This window comes from Variovorax sp. CCNWLW235, from assembly GCF_037204085.1.
Taxonomy (GTDB): Bacteria; Pseudomonadota; Gammaproteobacteria; order Burkholderiales; family Burkholderiaceae_C; genus Variovorax.
In genome coordinates, this window is sequence record NZ_JBBCBW010000018.1 from 108,855 (window position 1) to 123,372 (window position 14,518).

Below are 14,518 nucleotides of genomic sequence, written 5' to 3' on the forward strand. Positions count from 1 at the left end.
CATGGGCAATTTGTCTCCATCATTAAGGCCCCGCTAAGCTGGCGGACACGAGCCGCAAGCACAATAGGCGACATGAGAGCCCTCTTTTGCCGCGCTTTGCCGGCTTTCCTGCTTGCCCTGGGCGCACTGGCCCTGACGGGGTGCGGGCCGGCCTCCGACGGCAGCCCGGCTGCAATCGGCGCGGTGCAGGAGCTCAAGTGGGAAGAGCTCGTTCCCAAGGACTGGGACCCGACAAAGCGCTACCGCAACATCAGCCTGGAATCGCTGCGCGACAACGATCCGCGCGCAGTGCAGATGCTCGACGAGATGCGTGCCGTCTGGGACAACGCGCCGGTCAACGTGGCGCTCGACGGCACCGCCGCGCGACTCTCGGGCTTTGTGGTGCCGCTGGACAACACGCAGGGCGGTATTCGCGAGTTCTTGCTGGTGCCCTATTTCGGTGCCTGCATCCACACCCCGCCGCCGCCCGCCAACCAGATCGTGCACGTGATCGCGTCCGATACGGTGAAGGGCCTGCATGCGATGGATACGGTGCGCGTCAGCGGGCTGCTGAAGGCGGCGCGTTATTCCTCGGCGGACATGGGCGTGAGCGGCTACGAGATCAAGTCGGCCGCGGTCGAGCCCTTTGTCGCGGCGCGCTGAGCCTCGTCAGCCCATGCGCTGCGAAAGAAAATCCAGAAACGAAGTGATCCGCGCCGACAGCTGCGTGTTGCGGTAGTACACCGCATTGACCGGCTGGCGCACGTCGACCGTTTCCTTGGCCAGCACTTGCACCAGTGCACCGCTTGCGCGGTCGGCACCGGTCATGAAATCGGACAGGCAGACGATGCCCGTGCCTGCCAGTGCCAACTGGCGCAGCGTTTCGCCGCTCGATGCGGCGAGCGTGGGCGTGACGGTCCACTCGTCGCCATGCACGCCGCGCAGCGGCCAGCGGTTGAGCGATTCGGGCTGCGTAAAGCCCAGCAGCGCATGGTCGGCCAGGTCGGCCACCTTGCGCGGCTTTCCGTGCGCTTCCAGGTAGGCCGGGCTTGCGAGCACGCGCAGCCTGTGCGTGCCGAGCGGGCGGGCGTGCAGCGTGGAGTCGCGCAGCGGCCCGATGCGGATCGCAATGTCGGTGCGGCGCTCCAGCAGGTCGATGGGCAGGTCGTCGGTGTCGAGCTCCAGGCTGATCTGCGGAAACAGCCGCCGGAACTCCGGCACCAGCGGCACGATGGCATGCAGCATGAAAGGCGAGGCCGCGTTCACCCGCAAGCGTCCGGCGGGTTGCTGGCGCCGCGCGGCAAGCTGCTCTTCGGCTTCGTCGATGGCGTCGAGGATGGCGCGCGTGCGCAGCAGGAAGGCGGCGCCTTCTTCCGTGAGTTCGAGCCGCCGCGTGGTTCGCCGCAGCAGCGTGGTTTCCAGCTTCTGCTCGAGCCGGCTCAGTGCGCGGCTGATGCCCGATACCGTCTGCGAGAGCTGCTCGGCCGCCGCGGTGATGGAGCCGGTGTCCACCACGGCGCGAAACGCGACCAGTTCCTCGATGGTGGTCTTCATGGCAAGGAGTGCCGCCTGTTCAGGCGACGGCTTCGCCCTGTAACGGCGCGGCGGGCACAGCTTCGGCGGGCTGCGTCAGCGCCGCCAATGCCTCTGCATCCGTGCGGTAGCTGAAGAGCATCGGCCCGGGCGCGAGCAGTCCGGCGCGCTCCAGCACCTGCATGGCGGGCAGCTTCAGCCCGCTCAGGTGCAGGCGCACGCCCTTGGCTTCCATCATTCGCCGGATGGAGCCGAACACTTCGGCCCCCGTGATGTCGATGCGATTGATGGGCTGGGCGAAGAGGCACACGTCCGTCAGGTCCGGCCGCTCGGCCAGCGCGACCGTGAGTGCGCGCTCGAGCGTGGAGGCCGACGCGAAGTCGAGCTCGGCATCCATGCGCAGCGCGTACAGATGCGGCGCCAGGGGCGGCAGCTTCCAGAGGTTGCGGTCGCGCAGGCTGCCGTCGGGGTGCAGGCCCACTTCGATGATGCGCGGATGCAGGTGGCGGTACATGTAGTGCGCCAGGCTCGCGAGCAGCCCGCCGAGCACGCCCCAGTAGATGCTGGGCGCCGTGGCAATCGTCAGCACGAAGGTACCGAACGCGATGCCCGCCTCGATGCGCGACACGCGCCAGAGCGCGGCAAAGCTCGCCGGCTTGACCAGCCCCAGAATGGCCGTGACCACCACCGCCGCCAGCACCGCCTGCGGCACGTGATAGAGCAGCGGCATCAGCCACAGCAGCGCGCCGGCCACCACGATCACGCTGAAGAGCGTGGCCCAGCCGGTCTGCGCGCCCGCATACAGCGTGATGGCCGAGCGCGAGAACGACGAACTGGTGGGAAAGGAGCCAGAGAAGCCCGAAGCCAGCTTGGCCAGGCCTTGGCCGATCAGGTCCTGGTTCTCGTTCCAGAGCGTGCCGGCGCGCGCGTTGTCGACCTTGGCGCTCGACGCGGTCTCCAGAAAGCTCACCAGCGTGATCATCAGCGCCGGCAAGACCAGCGCGCTGAACGTGTTCAAGGGCAGCAGCCCTGGCCAGTAGAAAGAGGGCAGGCCTGAGGGGAGGCTGCCCACCACCGCGCCGCCGCGCAAAGCGTAGTTGATGGTCCAGCTGATGGCCGCGGCACCTGCCACCAGCGCCATGGTGGTCGGGAAACGCGGCGCCAGGCGCTTGCCGAGCCACAGCACGGCAATGCTGCCGAGCCCGAAGGCAATGGCCACCATGTCGGGCAATGGTCCGCCCCGCAACACCTGGGCAATGGTGCGGCCCGTGAATCCGAGCAGCGCCGGCAATTGCGAGATGGCAATCAGCACCGCCGCGCCTTGGGTGAAGCCGATCAGCACCGGCGAATTCACCAGCCGCAGCAGCCAGCCGAAGCGGCCCGCACCCAACACCATCTGGATGGCCCCCGACATCAGTGTGAGCCACACCGCCATGGCCACCCAGTCGGTGCTGCCGGGCACCGCCAGCGGCGCGAGCGAGGCACCCACCAGCAGGCTTGTAAGCGCGGTAGGCCCGACCGACAGCCGCTGCGAAGAACTGAAGATCACCGCGACGAGCGCCGGAAACAGCGCCGCGTACACGCCGGTGACCAGCGGCATGCCAGCCAGCGCCGCGTAGGCCACGCCTTGGGGAATGACCATCAGCGCCACCGTAATGCCCGCCATTGCCTCGTTGCGTAAAAGTGCGGCCGAGGGGCGGGGCCACGCGAGGCACGGAATCCAGCGGGCAAGTCGCTGGCGCAAGGAAGACGATGAAGAGGAGGAGCGGGCGGCCGGATTCATGAAGCGTTGCGAGCGCACGGCAGAAGCGGACGGCACGTGCGCGGCGGGCGAGGGTGGAGAGGCGCCCGCCAGCATACCGGAGAGTCCGTGCCGGGCGCCTTTACCCGCGCCTACTTGCTGCGAGGGGCTCGCTTTTCCAGCAGTGGCGCCGTCGTGCCTTGCACTCCGACGAGCCCCAGCACGGTGACGAGCGAGTTCTGTGCGCCCTTCCAGCCGTCTGTCACGTCGATCCACTCGGACAGCGCATGGAAGCCGCCCGTCTTGCCGCCCGCGCCGATGATGATTGCCGGGATGCCGAGAGACATCGGGACGTTGGCATCTGTGCTCGCGCCTGACAGCAGGGTTTTTTGGCCGAAGGCGGTATTCGAGCGCGTGGCTGCCTCCACCATCACCGAATCCGACGGGGTGCGCCCGCCGGGGCGGTCGCCAATCAGCTTGTTGCTGGCGCTCAGCGTCGTCACGTTCCAGCGCTTGTTTTCCTCTGCCACTGCCTCGTCGATGGCAGCAAGGATCTTCTTCTCCGTTTCGAGCAGCGGCGCCATCTCGTCCGAGCGAATGTCGATGGCCATGCGCGCATCCGGTGCAATGGTGTTCACCGAGGTGCCGCCGCCCACGGTGCCGACGGTGAAGGTGGTCTTCGGAAAGCTGGGCGTGCGCACCTCGGCAATCTTGGCAATGGCACGGCCCATGCCGTGGATGGCGCTGGGCACCTGGCCAAAAGCTCCGAAGCTGTGGCCGCCCGGGCCCTTGAAAGTGACTTCATAACGGTGGCTGCCCGTGCCGAGCATCAGCACCGTGCCGTCGGCTGCCGGCTCGAGGCCGACCATGCCGTCGATGTCCAGGTGGTCGCGAAAGATCGCCTTCATGCCTCGCAGGTTGCCGAGTTCTTCCTCGCCGACATTGCCAACGAACAGAAGGTCGCCCACGGTCTGCACCTTGTTGTCGTTGAGCACCTTGAGCCACGACAGCAGTACCGACAGGCCGCGCGTGTCGTCCGAGATGCCGGGCGCATAAAGCTTGCCGTCGCGCTCCTTCACCTTCACATCGGTGCCGGCGGGAAACACGGTATCGAGGTGCGCCGAGACCAGCAGCTTGGGCCCGTTGCCGGTGCCCTTGCGCAGGCCGACCACGTTGCCTTCGGCATCGATCTTCGCGTCGGTGAGGCCAAGCGCCTTCATGCGCGCCAGAAAGGCTTCGGCGCGCTTCTGTTCCTTGAACGGCGGGGCCTCGATCTCCGTCAGCATCTTCAGGTCTTCGACCGAGCGCTCGTGGTCGGCCTTGACTGCGTCGAGCAGCTTCTGGACTGCGGGCGAAGCCATGAGCTCTGTGTAGACCTTGTCGACTTCGGGCCGGACCTGTGTGGGCGTGGCCGTGACCGCACCCGTTTGTGCATGGACGGTGCCGGCAGCACAGGCCAGGGCGAGGACGACGGGAGCAAGGCGAAAAGACGCGCGGTTGGGCATGGTGAAGGACTGTTCTCGGAATTGAGGAAGGATCTGGCGGGAAAGATTCGGGGGGGGCGGGGAGTGCGCTGCCGACGCGGCGCCGTCAGCAATTCTTCCGGGCATAGGGCTAGCCTGCTCTGGTTTAATCTTTGAACATGTCAGTTTTTCTAACGAGCCAGCCATGCGCCGCCACATTCCGAGCACCCGTGCGCTGCTGATTTTCGATGCGGTGGCGCGCCATCACGGCGTCGGCAAGGCGGCAGAGGAGCTGTGTCTCACGCACAGTGCGGTGAGCCAGCAGTTGCGGCTTCTCGAATCGCAGATTGGCGTGCGGCTGGTGCAGCGCACCGCGCGCGGCACCGAGCTCACCGATGCAGGAAGGCGCTATCACGGCCAGATTGCCGGCGATCTGCTGCGCCTGCAAAACCACACGCTCGAAGCCATGGCGCAGCATGCGGACGGCCTACGGTTGATTGTGGGCGCGGTGCCGGTGCTGTCGGATGGTTGGCTGCTGCCGAGGCTGCCGCAGTTCATCGCACGGCATCCGGGTTGCAGCCTGCATCTGCAGGTCTTTCCCACCGAGCTCTACATGGAAGACATGCCCTTCGACGTTGGCGTGCAGTACGACGACGCCGTGTGGCCGGGTGCCAATGCGCGTCCCCTGATGGGCGAGTTCTGCGTTGCAGTGTGTTCGCCCCATGCGAAAGGCCGGGCAGCGATGGCGCGCGGCGATTTTCGTGCCGCGCCGCTGCTGCAGCTGCGCACCCGCATGGGCGCATGGGAAGAATGGTTCGCGCAGACGGCACATGCACGGGCGCCCGAAAACCTCGTGGCGGGGCACCGCTTCGATCTCTTCTCGTCCCTGGTGGCTGCGGTTCGCGCCGACCTTGGCGTGGGGTTGGTGCCCCACTATTTCGTCGAGCGCGAACTGCGTTCTAAAGAACTGGTGCTTGCCTGCGCGCACCGGGCGCCGTCGAGCCGGGGCTACAGCGTTTTCATGGCGCCGAACAGGACGGTCGACCCATTGGCGGAGGCGTTTGTGGCATGGCTCTGCGAAGCCGGGGCTTCGCAGCAGCTGCTGCCTGACTAGGCGCGGCGGAAGAGCAGTACGGAGTTTGTGCCGCCGAAAGCGAAGGAATTGCTCATGGCAGCTTCGATGGTTGGCGCGGAGGTTTCGCCCGGCCTGACCAGGTTCAGGCTGCAAGCGGGATCGATCTCGCTGCAGTGCGCGTTGGGCGGCAGCTGGCGCCGATGCAGCGCAAGCACGGTGATGACGGCCTCGACTGCACCGGCGGCGCCGAGCATGTGACCGTGCAGCGCCTTGGTGGAGCTGACCCGCAGTTGTTCGAGGTCGTCGCCCCAGACCTCCGCGAGCGCATTGCGTTCGACCACGTCGCCGATGCGTGTGGCCGTGCCGTGGGCGTTGCAGTAGCCCACGTCGCGCGGCTGCAGGCCGGCTTGGCGCAGGGCGGCGCGCAATGCGCGGGCCTGCCCCGGTGCGTCGGGCTTGGTGAGGTGCGTTGCGTCGCTACTGAGGCCCCAGCCCGCGAGCGTGGCGTAGCTGCGGGCGCCGCGGCGGCGGGCGCGCTCGGCCGATTCGAGCACGACGAATGCCGCGCCTTCGCCGAGCGCAAACCCGTTGCGGTCGGCCGCGAAGGGGCGCACGGCGCCGGCTGCTTCGCCGAGCTGGAAGGTGGCCAGCGTCTGCATGGCCTGCCATGCCAGCACCACGCCCGGCACGATGAGCGCCTCGCTGCCGCCGGCAATTGCCAAGTCGACTTCGCCGCGTTGAATGGCCTTGGCGGCTTCAGCAATGGCAACCGACGACGACGCACAGGCGACCGAATAGGTGAGCACCGGCCCCTGTACGCCGTTGCGCATGGCCACGTGCGCCGCGGGAGCGTTGGGCATGAAGGCCGGAATGGTGAGCGGCGGCACGCGCATGCCGCCGCGGTAGGCCGCCTCGAGCGCCGCGGCGCCACCCATGCCGCAGCCGGCATAGACGCCTATGCGCTCGGGGTCGGTATCTGCGCGATTGAAGCCCGCATCCTGCAGCGCAAGGTCGGCGGCCGCTACCGCAAGCTGGCTGACCCGGTCGACGCCGGCGAGCTGCAGCTTGGTGAACCAGCGTGTTTCGTCGAAAGCCACGGTGGCCGCGGCGGCTGGTTTGGGCAGGTCGGGAAAGATGGGGCGGATGGCCGACTGGCCATCGAGCAGTGCCTGGAACAGCGCATCGGGCTCGCCGCCATGCGGCGCCATGACGCCCAGGCCGGTGACGCAGACCTCGTGGTTCACGCTGCCTTCGCGGCCCTGACCTTGTCGACGAGCAGCGCCAGTTCGCCCAGCGTGTCGATGTTCGCGTCGTCGTCGGGCATGGTGATGCCGAAGTGGTCTTCAATGGCAAACAGGAACTCGGCCAATGCGAGCGAGTCGAGGCCGCCGGTTTCGCGCATCGATGCGTTGGGGTCGAGCTTCGACGGTTCGATACCGTACTTCTCGTGGATCAGGTCCTGCAATTCCTTCAGCGAACTCATCGTGCGATGCCTGTTGTCGTGTGCCGGCCGCTGATCGATCGCCACCCCTCAGGGTGCTCCATGGGATCGACCCCTTCCTCGCTCGGCTTGTGGGTCAGTGATGGCCAATGATATCCGCTCCCACCAAAGTATTCGGCCGGCGGCGGTACGCCGGCCGCCAGCGCAAAGAGGGGAGCGCAAAGGCCGTTCCCAGCAACGCGCCGGCCAGTGCGTCGAGCACCACGTGCTGCTTGACGGCCAAGGTCGAGTAGGCAATGGCGGCAAACCAGATCCAGTTGGCAACGCGCAGAAAGACCGGCGTGCGCGCCTCGCGCAGCACGTGGTCCAGCCGGATGGCGGTGAAGATGGCCACGGCCACATGCATCGAGGGACAGGCGTTGCCCGCGGCATCCACGCCCTGCAGCATCGCAAAGCCCGGGTAGCCCGACACGTCGATGGTGAGCGGCGGTATTTGCGTGGGCCAGAAATAGAAGAGGCCCAGGCCCGTGAGGCACAGCGCGCCGATCCACAGCCCGTAGACCACCAGCTCCCGAAAGCCCAGTTGCAGCCCGGGCGCAATGCCGACGTAGAACCAGAGCGAGAGGTAAGCGCCCAGCGTGTAGGGCTGGAACGGAATCAGGTGGTCCAGCGCCGTGAGCGGCATCACCATGACCGGGTACGCGGGGTTGCGCAGCAGGTGGAAATAGCCGATGAAGAAGAGCCAGGTAAAGGCCGTGGTGCCGATCGCCTTGAGCCAGAAGAGGGAGCGGATACGCTCGCCGACGTCTGCAGTCCAGGTCAGAGGGCGATGCGATCGGGAAATGGGCGCCATGGGGCAGGTCGGTCGGGTCCGTGGTTTCTTGGGCCCGCCGATCTTGCCAGAGCGCCATGACATGACGGCGCCATGCGATCCAGCGATTGCAGTGGGTCAGGCGAGCGCGGCCGATCGCTTGCGGTGCTGGAACGAGGTTGGCGAGCGCCCTGTGGCCGCCTTGAACATGGCGCAGAACGCGCTGTCGGTGGCATAGCCGCTGGCCGCCGCCACCTGGCTCACCGCCATGCCGCGCGCCAGCAGCGGCAGCGCATGCGCCATCACGGCCTGCTGCCGCCACTGTTGCCAGCTCATGCCGAGCTGGTCGCGAAAGAGCCGCGCCACGGTGCGCTCGCTGGCGCCGATGGCGGCGGCGCGCTCGGCCAGCGTGGCGCGGTCGGCAGGGTTGCGCAGCAGCGCTTCGCAGAGCTGGCGCAGCCGCTTGTCGGTGGGCAGCGGTACGTCGATGCGTATCTGGGTGGCACGCTCCAGCTCGTCCACCAGCAGCGGGGCGATCATGCGTTCGCGCTGCGGCGCATGCGGGTCGGCGGGCGGCAGGCCGTCGGGCGTAGTGTCGAGCGCGAGCATCAGCGCGCGCAGCAAGGGGCTGATTTCCAGCACCTCGCACTTCTCCCACGGCGGGCCTAGCCAGGCGTGGAGGTACACGGTGCGCAGCTCGGCATCCTCGATCAGCATGATGCTGTGCGGCATGTTGGCCGGCACCCAGACCGCGCGGGAGGGCGGCACGATGTAGCTGCCGTCTTGCGTGCTGAGCCGGATCACGCCGCGGGTCGAAAAAGTGAGCTGTGGCCAGGGGTGCTGGTGCAGTTCGACGAAGGTGTCGGCGCTCAGGAAATGTTCCTTGGCGCGCAGCGGCCGCACCGCGTCGGGCGCATAGAGGTGCGGCGTGAGCGAGGCGACGCTGGTGACCGGCGCAACGTTCGGGCCGCGCGGCTTGGCGGCGCGGGAGCTTCCGGCATCGGCTGGGAAAGAGGGGGAAACGGCGCTTGGCATGGTTTCGACAAATGTTGTCGCTGTATCGCCATTCTGCCGCGAGCTGCGGGCATAGCATCGGTGCCTGCCCGGTTTTTTGTAGCAATCCATGTCTTCGACTTCCTCCCCGCCAGCCGCCTCTTCCACCAACTTGCGCAGCGATGCCCAACTGATCGGTCTGGTCGGCCTGGCCCATGCCATCAGCCATTTCAGCCAGCTCATCTTGGCGCCGCTGTTCCCCTGGCTGAAGGACGCGTTCAATGTGAGCTACACCGAGCTTGGCGCGGTGCTGACGGTGTTCTTCGTGGTGTCGTGCATCGTGCAGGCGGCTTCGGGCTTCATCGTCGACAAGCTGGGTCCGCGGCCGGTGCTCTTCGTGGGGCTGGGCGCGCTGGCGATGGCGGCTTTCGGCTATGCCATGGCCCAGAGCTACTGGATGCTGCTGGCGTGCGCGATCGTGGGCGGCATCGGCAACGGCGTATTCCATCCGGTCGACTACACGCTCTTCAACCGCAAGGTTGCGCCGACGCGGCTCGGCCATGCCTACAGCGTGCACGGCATCACCGGCAGCCTGGGCTGGGCGCTGGCACCGGCCTTCGTGGTGCCGATTGCCATGGCGTATTCGTGGCGCGTGGCGTTGGCATCGGCGGGTGCGCTGGCCATCGTGGTGCTGCTGGTGCTCTGGGCTTACCGCAGCGTGCTCTCGCTCGACGTGAAGGCGGTGCAAAAAGCCACCGGCCACGGCGAGCCGGCGCCCATCGGTGGCGAGTTCGACTTTCTGCGCATTCCGGCCGTGTGGATGTGCTTCGGCTTCTTCTTTTTGTATGCCGTCGTGATCAGCGTGGTGCAGACCTTCGCGCCGGTGGCGGCAGGCCATTTGCACGCGGTGCCGGTGGCGCTGGTGGCGGTTTGCCTGACGGTGTACATGGTGGCCAGCGCGGCCGGCATGGTGGCGGGCGGCTTTCTGGCTTCCGATCCGTCGCGCTGTGAGCGCATCGTGGGCACCGGCTTCGGCATTGCGGCGGCCGTGGCGCTGGTGCTGGCCTTTGCGCAGTTTCCGCCGGTGCTGGTGCCGGTGCTGTTCGGCGTGATGGGTTTCGTCTCAGGCGTGGCGGGGCCTTCGCGCGACCTGCTGGTCAAGCGATCGACGCCGCCCAACGCCACGGGACGCGTCTACGGCGTGGTGTACGCGGGCCTCGACATCGGCCAGGCGCTGGCGCCGCTGGTGTTCGGCCGGCTCATGGACCATGCCCAGTACACGAGCGTGATCGTCGGCCTGGCGCTGGTGCAGGGCGTGCTGATTGCCAGCGCCTTCAACGTGACGAAGGTGCGCCGCACGGCACTGGTGCCGGCCTCGGCCTCGGCCTGACGCGTAGGGCGCCGCCAACATGGCGGGACGCATGCGGTCGATATCATCGGCCGCATGCAGGCCTTGTATGTGTATGTGATCGCCGGCGCCGTGCTGGCGGGCTTTGTGCAGGGCCTGTCCGGTTTTGCCTTCGGCCTGGTGGCCATGTCGGTCTGGGCCTGGACCTTGGAGCCGCAACTGGCCGCCGTGCTTTCGCTGTTCGGCGCGCTCACCGGCCAGGTGATTGCGGCGGTCACGGTGCGCCGCGCTTTCGACAGGCATGTGCTGTGGCCCTTCGTGCTCGGCGGACTGGTCGGCGTGCCTTTCGGCGTGTGGCTGCTGCCGCACCTCGATCTTGTGCTTTTCAAGGTTTGCCTTGGCGTGCTGCTGGTGCTGTGGTGTCCTGCCATGCTGATGTCGCAGCACCTGCCCAAGGTGAGCTTCGGCGGACGGATCTCCGACGGCATCGCCGGGTGCATCGGCGGTGCCATGGCGGGCATCGGCGGCTTCTCGGGCACCATTCCCACGCTCTGGTGCACCTTGCGCGGCTTCCAGCGCGACACGCAGCGCGCGGTGATCCAGAACTTCAATCTTTCGATGTTGCTGGTGGCGTTTGCAATCCACTTGGCGACCGGCAGCATCGGCCGTTCGATGGTGCCGCTGCTGGGCTTGGTGGCACTGGCCGTCGCGGTGCCGGTGCTCTTGGGCGCGCGGCTCTACATCGGCATCAGCGAGGCAGCGTTCCGCAAGCTGGTGCTGGGGCTGCTGACAGCCTCTGGCGTGGCGATGCTGGCCTCGGGTGTGCCTGCACTGCTGCAGCGCGGCTGAGCCGCCGGATTTCGCCTCTACGCGGTGTGCAAAATCTCTCGCACGCGCGCCCATGGCCGGCACATCAGCGTGCCGCGCGGTGAGACCACGATGGGCCGCTGCAGCAAGATGGGGTTTGCGACGATGAAGTCGAACAGCTGGTCGTCGGTCCACTTCGGGTCGGCTAGCTTCAGCTCTTCATAAGGCGCTTCCTTCGTGCGCAAAAGGTCGCGGGCGCCCATGCCCATGGCCTTTGCCAACTCGCGCAGCTTCTTTTTCGTCGGCGGTGTTTCCAGGTAGAGAACGATCTCGGGTTCCACGCCGCTCTCGCGGATCAGGCCCAGCACATTGCGCGAGGTGCTGCAGTTGGGCTTGTGGAAGATGGTCATCGGATACGCCGTAGTCGGGGTACGTGCGGTCATCGGGTTGTCATTCTTTCTGCACCTGCGGGTCCAGCGAAAAAGGAAAGCGCGCCGCCCAGAATTCGGCCAGCCGGGGATCGGCGTCCACGCGCCGCACCACCTGGGCCATGCGCGGTGCCACGCGGTAGAAGCGCTTTCGATGCGGCGTCCAGCGCGACAGCACGGTCACATAGAGGTCGAGCATGCTGATCTTCTCGCCGAGCAGGTAGGGTGCGGGTTCGTCGATCTGCGTGTCCATCAGGTGCCAGCAGTGCGCAATGCGCTCGGCCGAACGTTCGAGCATCGCGGGCTGGGCTGCAGGGTCGGGCGTGAGCCGCGTGGGATCGTCGCGCACCCAGTACAGCGAATAGATGGCCGCCGGCAGGTAGACCATCCAGCGCAGATAACGCGCACGCAGCGGATCGTTGGGCGCGGGGCAGAGCCCGGCTTCGGGATAGCGGTCGCCAAGCCAGATCAGTATGGCCGCGCTCTCGGTCATTACCTCGCCCGAAGGCAGCACCAGCGCGGGCACCTGGCGCATCGGGTTGATGCCCGATACGCGCTCGCGCTCGGATTCGCCCTCCCAGGGAGAGACGTCGACGGTATCGACCTGCGCACCGATCAGCGTCAGCGCCGCGTGAACGGGCGTGGCGCCGGAACCGGGCGCACCGTAGAGGGTGTAGCGGTCGTTCGAAGGAGCGGATGAAGAAGTCATCCGCCCAGATTACTGCAGCAGCCTGCCGCTTGTCACGTGGCCAGCAGCGCGTCGACCTTCTTCAGGCCTTCGAGCGTCTTCACGCAGGCCTCGGCCACTTCGGTGCCCTTGACGGCAAAGTGGCGGTGGAAGTACTTGCGATGCTCCACATGCTCATGGAAGTGGTGTGGCGTGAGCACGGCCGAGAAAATCGGCACGTCGGTTTCGAGCTGCAGCGACATCAGCGTGCTGACCACGGTGCTGGCCACGAACTCATGGCGGTAGATGCCGCCGTCCACCACCAGCGCGCAGCCCACGATGGCGGCGTACTTGCCCGAGTTGGCAAGCCGTTTGGCGTGCAGCGGAATCTCGAAGGCGCCGGGTACATCGAACACGTCGATGAGATCGCGCGCCACGCCGAGCCGTTCCATCTCGGCAAGAAAGGCGTCCCGCGCCTGGTGGACGATGTCGGAATGCCACTGCGCCTCGACAAAGGCGATGCGCTCGCCGCGCGGATTGCCCGACGCGTCGATGGCGGAAAGGGGAAGGTCGTTGATCTGACTCATGGTGTGCCTCTTGAAAGCAGGTTTCCTGAATCAGGGCGCACGAAACCGCACGCCAGACCACGCGCCATTGCACCGGAGACGGCAAAGCGCGCGGGCCAGCCCGCATTTTCGCGCTCTCTTTCATCCGGACTGTGACCGTCGGCTTCGGAATTACACCGAAATCTGCTGACCCCGCAGCCTGTTTGTTGCAGGCCGCGGGCGCTCGCGGGCTCGTGCAGTTCCTCTCTCGAAGAAGCCGCCATTACCGCCGGTGGGGAGTTTCACCCCGCCCTGAGAACGCTTGCCGCCCGGCATGCCGGGCGACGGCGCGATTCTAGGAGCGGCCGGCGGTGCGGGTTGTCGCCCGCGCGCCAGACCTTCGGCGGCGCGGGGATTTTCTTGGCGTGGCTGCGACGGCGGCTCAGCGCCTGGCAAGGAACTGCGTCATGCGCTGCAGTTCGTCGTCCAACGCCGCACTGAAGGCCGCATCGCGCGGCTTCCGGCCGACATAGCCGAACACGGGCTGCACGCGGCCTTCAGGTGCGGTGACGTTGGCCCAGCCGATCACGCGGTCGTGCCACAGCATCGGCAGTGCGTAGTAGCCGAACCGCCGCTTGGGCGCAGGCATGTAGGCCTCGAACTTGTATGTCCAGCCCCAGAGCAGTTCGAAGCGGCGGCGGTCCCACACCACGGGGTCGAACGGTGCGAGCAGGCGCACTTCATCATCAGGCGCATGGCGACGCGAGGCCGGGTTCTCGCCGGCTGGCCAGTACCAGGTGGTGCCGTCGATGCGGCAGTTTGCAAGCTCTTCACGTGCAAGGCGCAATGCGGCCTGGGTCTGCGCCGAAAGATGCGGGGCGCCGTACCCGAGCAACCGCACGAGATGGGTCAGGCTGGCGGCCGGCAGCGGTGCGTATTTGCGCACCACCAGGTCGATGAGCGCGGCGGCCCTCTGCGCGCGGCCAGCGGGGCTTTCATCGGCGGGCGCATGTGTAACGGCCTCGTAGACGCGCGTGCCGCTGTCGCGCCGCACCACGCGCAGCATGCCGCGGTAGTGCAGGCCGTCGAGCAACCGCGTCGTCGCATTGCTAGAGCCGCCCCAGTAGTTCTTTACGCTGCCATGTGCAAAGTGCTGCTCGACTTCACGCGGATGCACCGGCCCGCGCTCGCGCACGAAGGCCAGAACATCCGCTGCCTTGCGGCGGGTGTCCGCGTCCCAGGGCTGCCGGGCTTCACGCGGATGCATCAGCGCCAGGTGCTCGCGCGGCAAGAAGCCGTAGTTGACCAGGCAGTCCTCCTCGATGGCCAGCCGCGTGTAGCGGCTCTCAAGATCGCCTGCGCGGTAGTCCTTCACGCGATGACGCAGCGTCAGGTCTTGCGCACGCGCGGGTGCGCGGATCGGGTCTGCTTGGACAAAGCCGAGTTGGCGGATTGCGCCGGGCAGGGTGGTGGGCTTGAAGAGCGTGCGGGCTATTGCATAGCGACGCAGGTCGTCGAGGGTCGGGGTAGCCATGGGGCGAATTGCAGCACAAGTGGGGCGCTTTTTCTTTGGGCGTGCTGTTGTTTGGGGCGCTGCTGTTCTTCAGGGTGGCGCACCCGCCGACGGGGTACCTTTCTCCGCGAATGTCCCCCGGCCTGCGGCCTCCTCCTTTATTTCGCTGCGCAA

At 67.0% G+C, this 14,518-nt stretch carries 15 protein-coding genes and 1 riboswitch; of the genes, 4 read left to right on the plus strand and 11 right to left on the minus strand.

Annotated features, from left to right (window positions below; all coding sequences use genetic code 11):
* Window positions 1-72 precede the first annotated feature (72 nt).
* Window positions 73-642, plus strand: a complete 570-nt coding sequence (locus tag V9L21_RS19340) for a DUF3299 domain-containing protein (protein ID WP_337314567.1) — start codon at window positions 73-75, stop codon at window positions 640-642.
* 6 nt (window positions 643-648) lie between these two features.
* On the opposite strand, the gene V9L21_RS19345 is transcribed toward V9L21_RS19340, so the two are convergent.
* From V9L21_RS19345 to V9L21_RS19355, 3 genes are all read right to left on the minus strand, one after another.
* Entirely contained in the window at window positions 649-1,533 is an 885-nt protein-coding gene (locus V9L21_RS19345; protein WP_337314568.1) for a LysR family transcriptional regulator, read from the minus strand.
* A gap of 19 nt (window positions 1,534-1,552) precedes the next feature.
* Window positions 1,553-3,295: a SulP family inorganic anion transporter gene (locus tag V9L21_RS19350; RefSeq protein WP_337314569.1), complete on the minus strand. Its 1,743-nt coding sequence runs from the start codon at window positions 3,293-3,295 to the stop codon at window positions 1,553-1,555.
* 110 nt (window positions 3,296-3,405) lie between these two features.
* Window positions 3,406-4,758, minus strand: coding sequence for a M20/M25/M40 family metallo-hydrolase (locus tag V9L21_RS19355; RefSeq protein ID WP_337314570.1), 1,353 nt, complete (start codon window positions 4,756-4,758; stop codon window positions 3,406-3,408).
* 163 nt (window positions 4,759-4,921) lie between these two features.
* On the opposite strand from V9L21_RS19355, the gene V9L21_RS19360 reads away from it, so the two are divergent.
* Window positions 4,922-5,830, plus strand: coding sequence for a LysR substrate-binding domain-containing protein (locus V9L21_RS19360; protein ID WP_337314571.1), 909 nt, complete (start codon window positions 4,922-4,924; stop codon window positions 5,828-5,830).
* Here V9L21_RS19360 and V9L21_RS19365 read toward each other — a convergent pair.
* From V9L21_RS19365 to V9L21_RS19380, 4 genes are all read right to left on the minus strand, one after another.
* Window positions 5,827-7,035, minus strand: coding sequence for a beta-ketoacyl-[acyl-carrier-protein] synthase family protein (locus V9L21_RS19365; protein ID WP_337314572.1), 1,209 nt, complete (start codon window positions 7,033-7,035; stop codon window positions 5,827-5,829). The two genes, V9L21_RS19360 and V9L21_RS19365, sit on opposite strands and share 4 nt — an antisense overlap.
* On the minus strand, window positions 7,032-7,274 hold the full coding sequence (locus V9L21_RS19370; RefSeq protein ID WP_126748885.1) for an acyl carrier protein: 243 nt from the start codon (window positions 7,272-7,274) through the stop codon (window positions 7,032-7,034). The genes V9L21_RS19365 and V9L21_RS19370 overlap by 4 nt, the downstream gene beginning before the upstream one ends.
* 94 nt (window positions 7,275-7,368) lie before the next feature.
* Window positions 7,369-8,085 (minus strand): phosphatase PAP2 family protein, encoded by a 717-nt coding sequence (locus V9L21_RS19375; protein ID WP_337314573.1) that lies wholly within the window; start codon window positions 8,083-8,085, stop codon window positions 7,369-7,371.
* A 96-nt stretch (window positions 8,086-8,181) separates the two neighbouring features.
* On the minus strand, window positions 8,182-9,078 hold the full coding sequence (locus V9L21_RS19380) for an AraC family transcriptional regulator (RefSeq protein WP_337314574.1): 897 nt from the start codon (window positions 9,076-9,078) through the stop codon (window positions 8,182-8,184).
* Window positions 9,079-9,166: 88 nt separating this feature from the next.
* Here V9L21_RS19380 and V9L21_RS19385 point away from each other — a divergent pair, with 88 nt between their 5' ends.
* Window positions 9,167-10,426: an MFS transporter gene (locus V9L21_RS19385; protein ID WP_337314575.1), complete on the plus strand. Its 1,260-nt coding sequence runs from the start codon at window positions 9,167-9,169 to the stop codon at window positions 10,424-10,426.
* A gap of 54 nt (window positions 10,427-10,480) precedes the next feature.
* Window positions 10,481-11,233, plus strand: coding sequence for a sulfite exporter TauE/SafE family protein (locus tag V9L21_RS19390; RefSeq protein WP_337314576.1), 753 nt, complete (start codon window positions 10,481-10,483; stop codon window positions 11,231-11,233).
* Between the two features lie 17 nt (window positions 11,234-11,250).
* Here the strand turns inward: V9L21_RS19390 and arsC are convergent, their stop codons facing one another.
* The 4 genes from arsC to V9L21_RS19410 all read right to left on the minus strand — a co-directional run bounded on the left by arsC (window position 11,251) and on the right by V9L21_RS19410 (window position 14,365).
* Window positions 11,251-11,634, minus strand: coding sequence for an arsenate reductase (glutaredoxin) (arsC, locus tag V9L21_RS19395; protein ID WP_337314577.1), 384 nt, complete (start codon window positions 11,632-11,634; stop codon window positions 11,251-11,253).
* Between the two features lie 7 nt (window positions 11,635-11,641).
* A complete protein-coding gene (locus tag V9L21_RS19400; RefSeq protein ID WP_337314578.1) occupies window positions 11,642-12,328 on the minus strand; it encodes a glutathione S-transferase family protein in 687 nt (228 codons plus the stop codon).
* A gap of 32 nt (window positions 12,329-12,360) precedes the next feature.
* Entirely contained in the window at window positions 12,361-12,873 is a 513-nt protein-coding gene (locus tag V9L21_RS19405; RefSeq protein WP_337314579.1) for a 6,7-dimethyl-8-ribityllumazine synthase, read from the minus strand.
* Between the two features lie 108 nt (window positions 12,874-12,981).
* Window positions 12,982-13,155: riboswitch (FMN riboswitch) on the minus strand.
* Between the two features lie 118 nt (window positions 13,156-13,273).
* The gene (locus V9L21_RS19410) at window positions 13,274-14,365 is read right to left on the minus strand and encodes a DNA glycosylase AlkZ-like family protein (RefSeq protein ID WP_337314580.1); all 1,092 of its coding nucleotides are present in this window, start codon (window positions 14,363-14,365) and stop codon (window positions 13,274-13,276) included.
* Window positions 14,366-14,518: the final 153 nt, after the last annotated feature.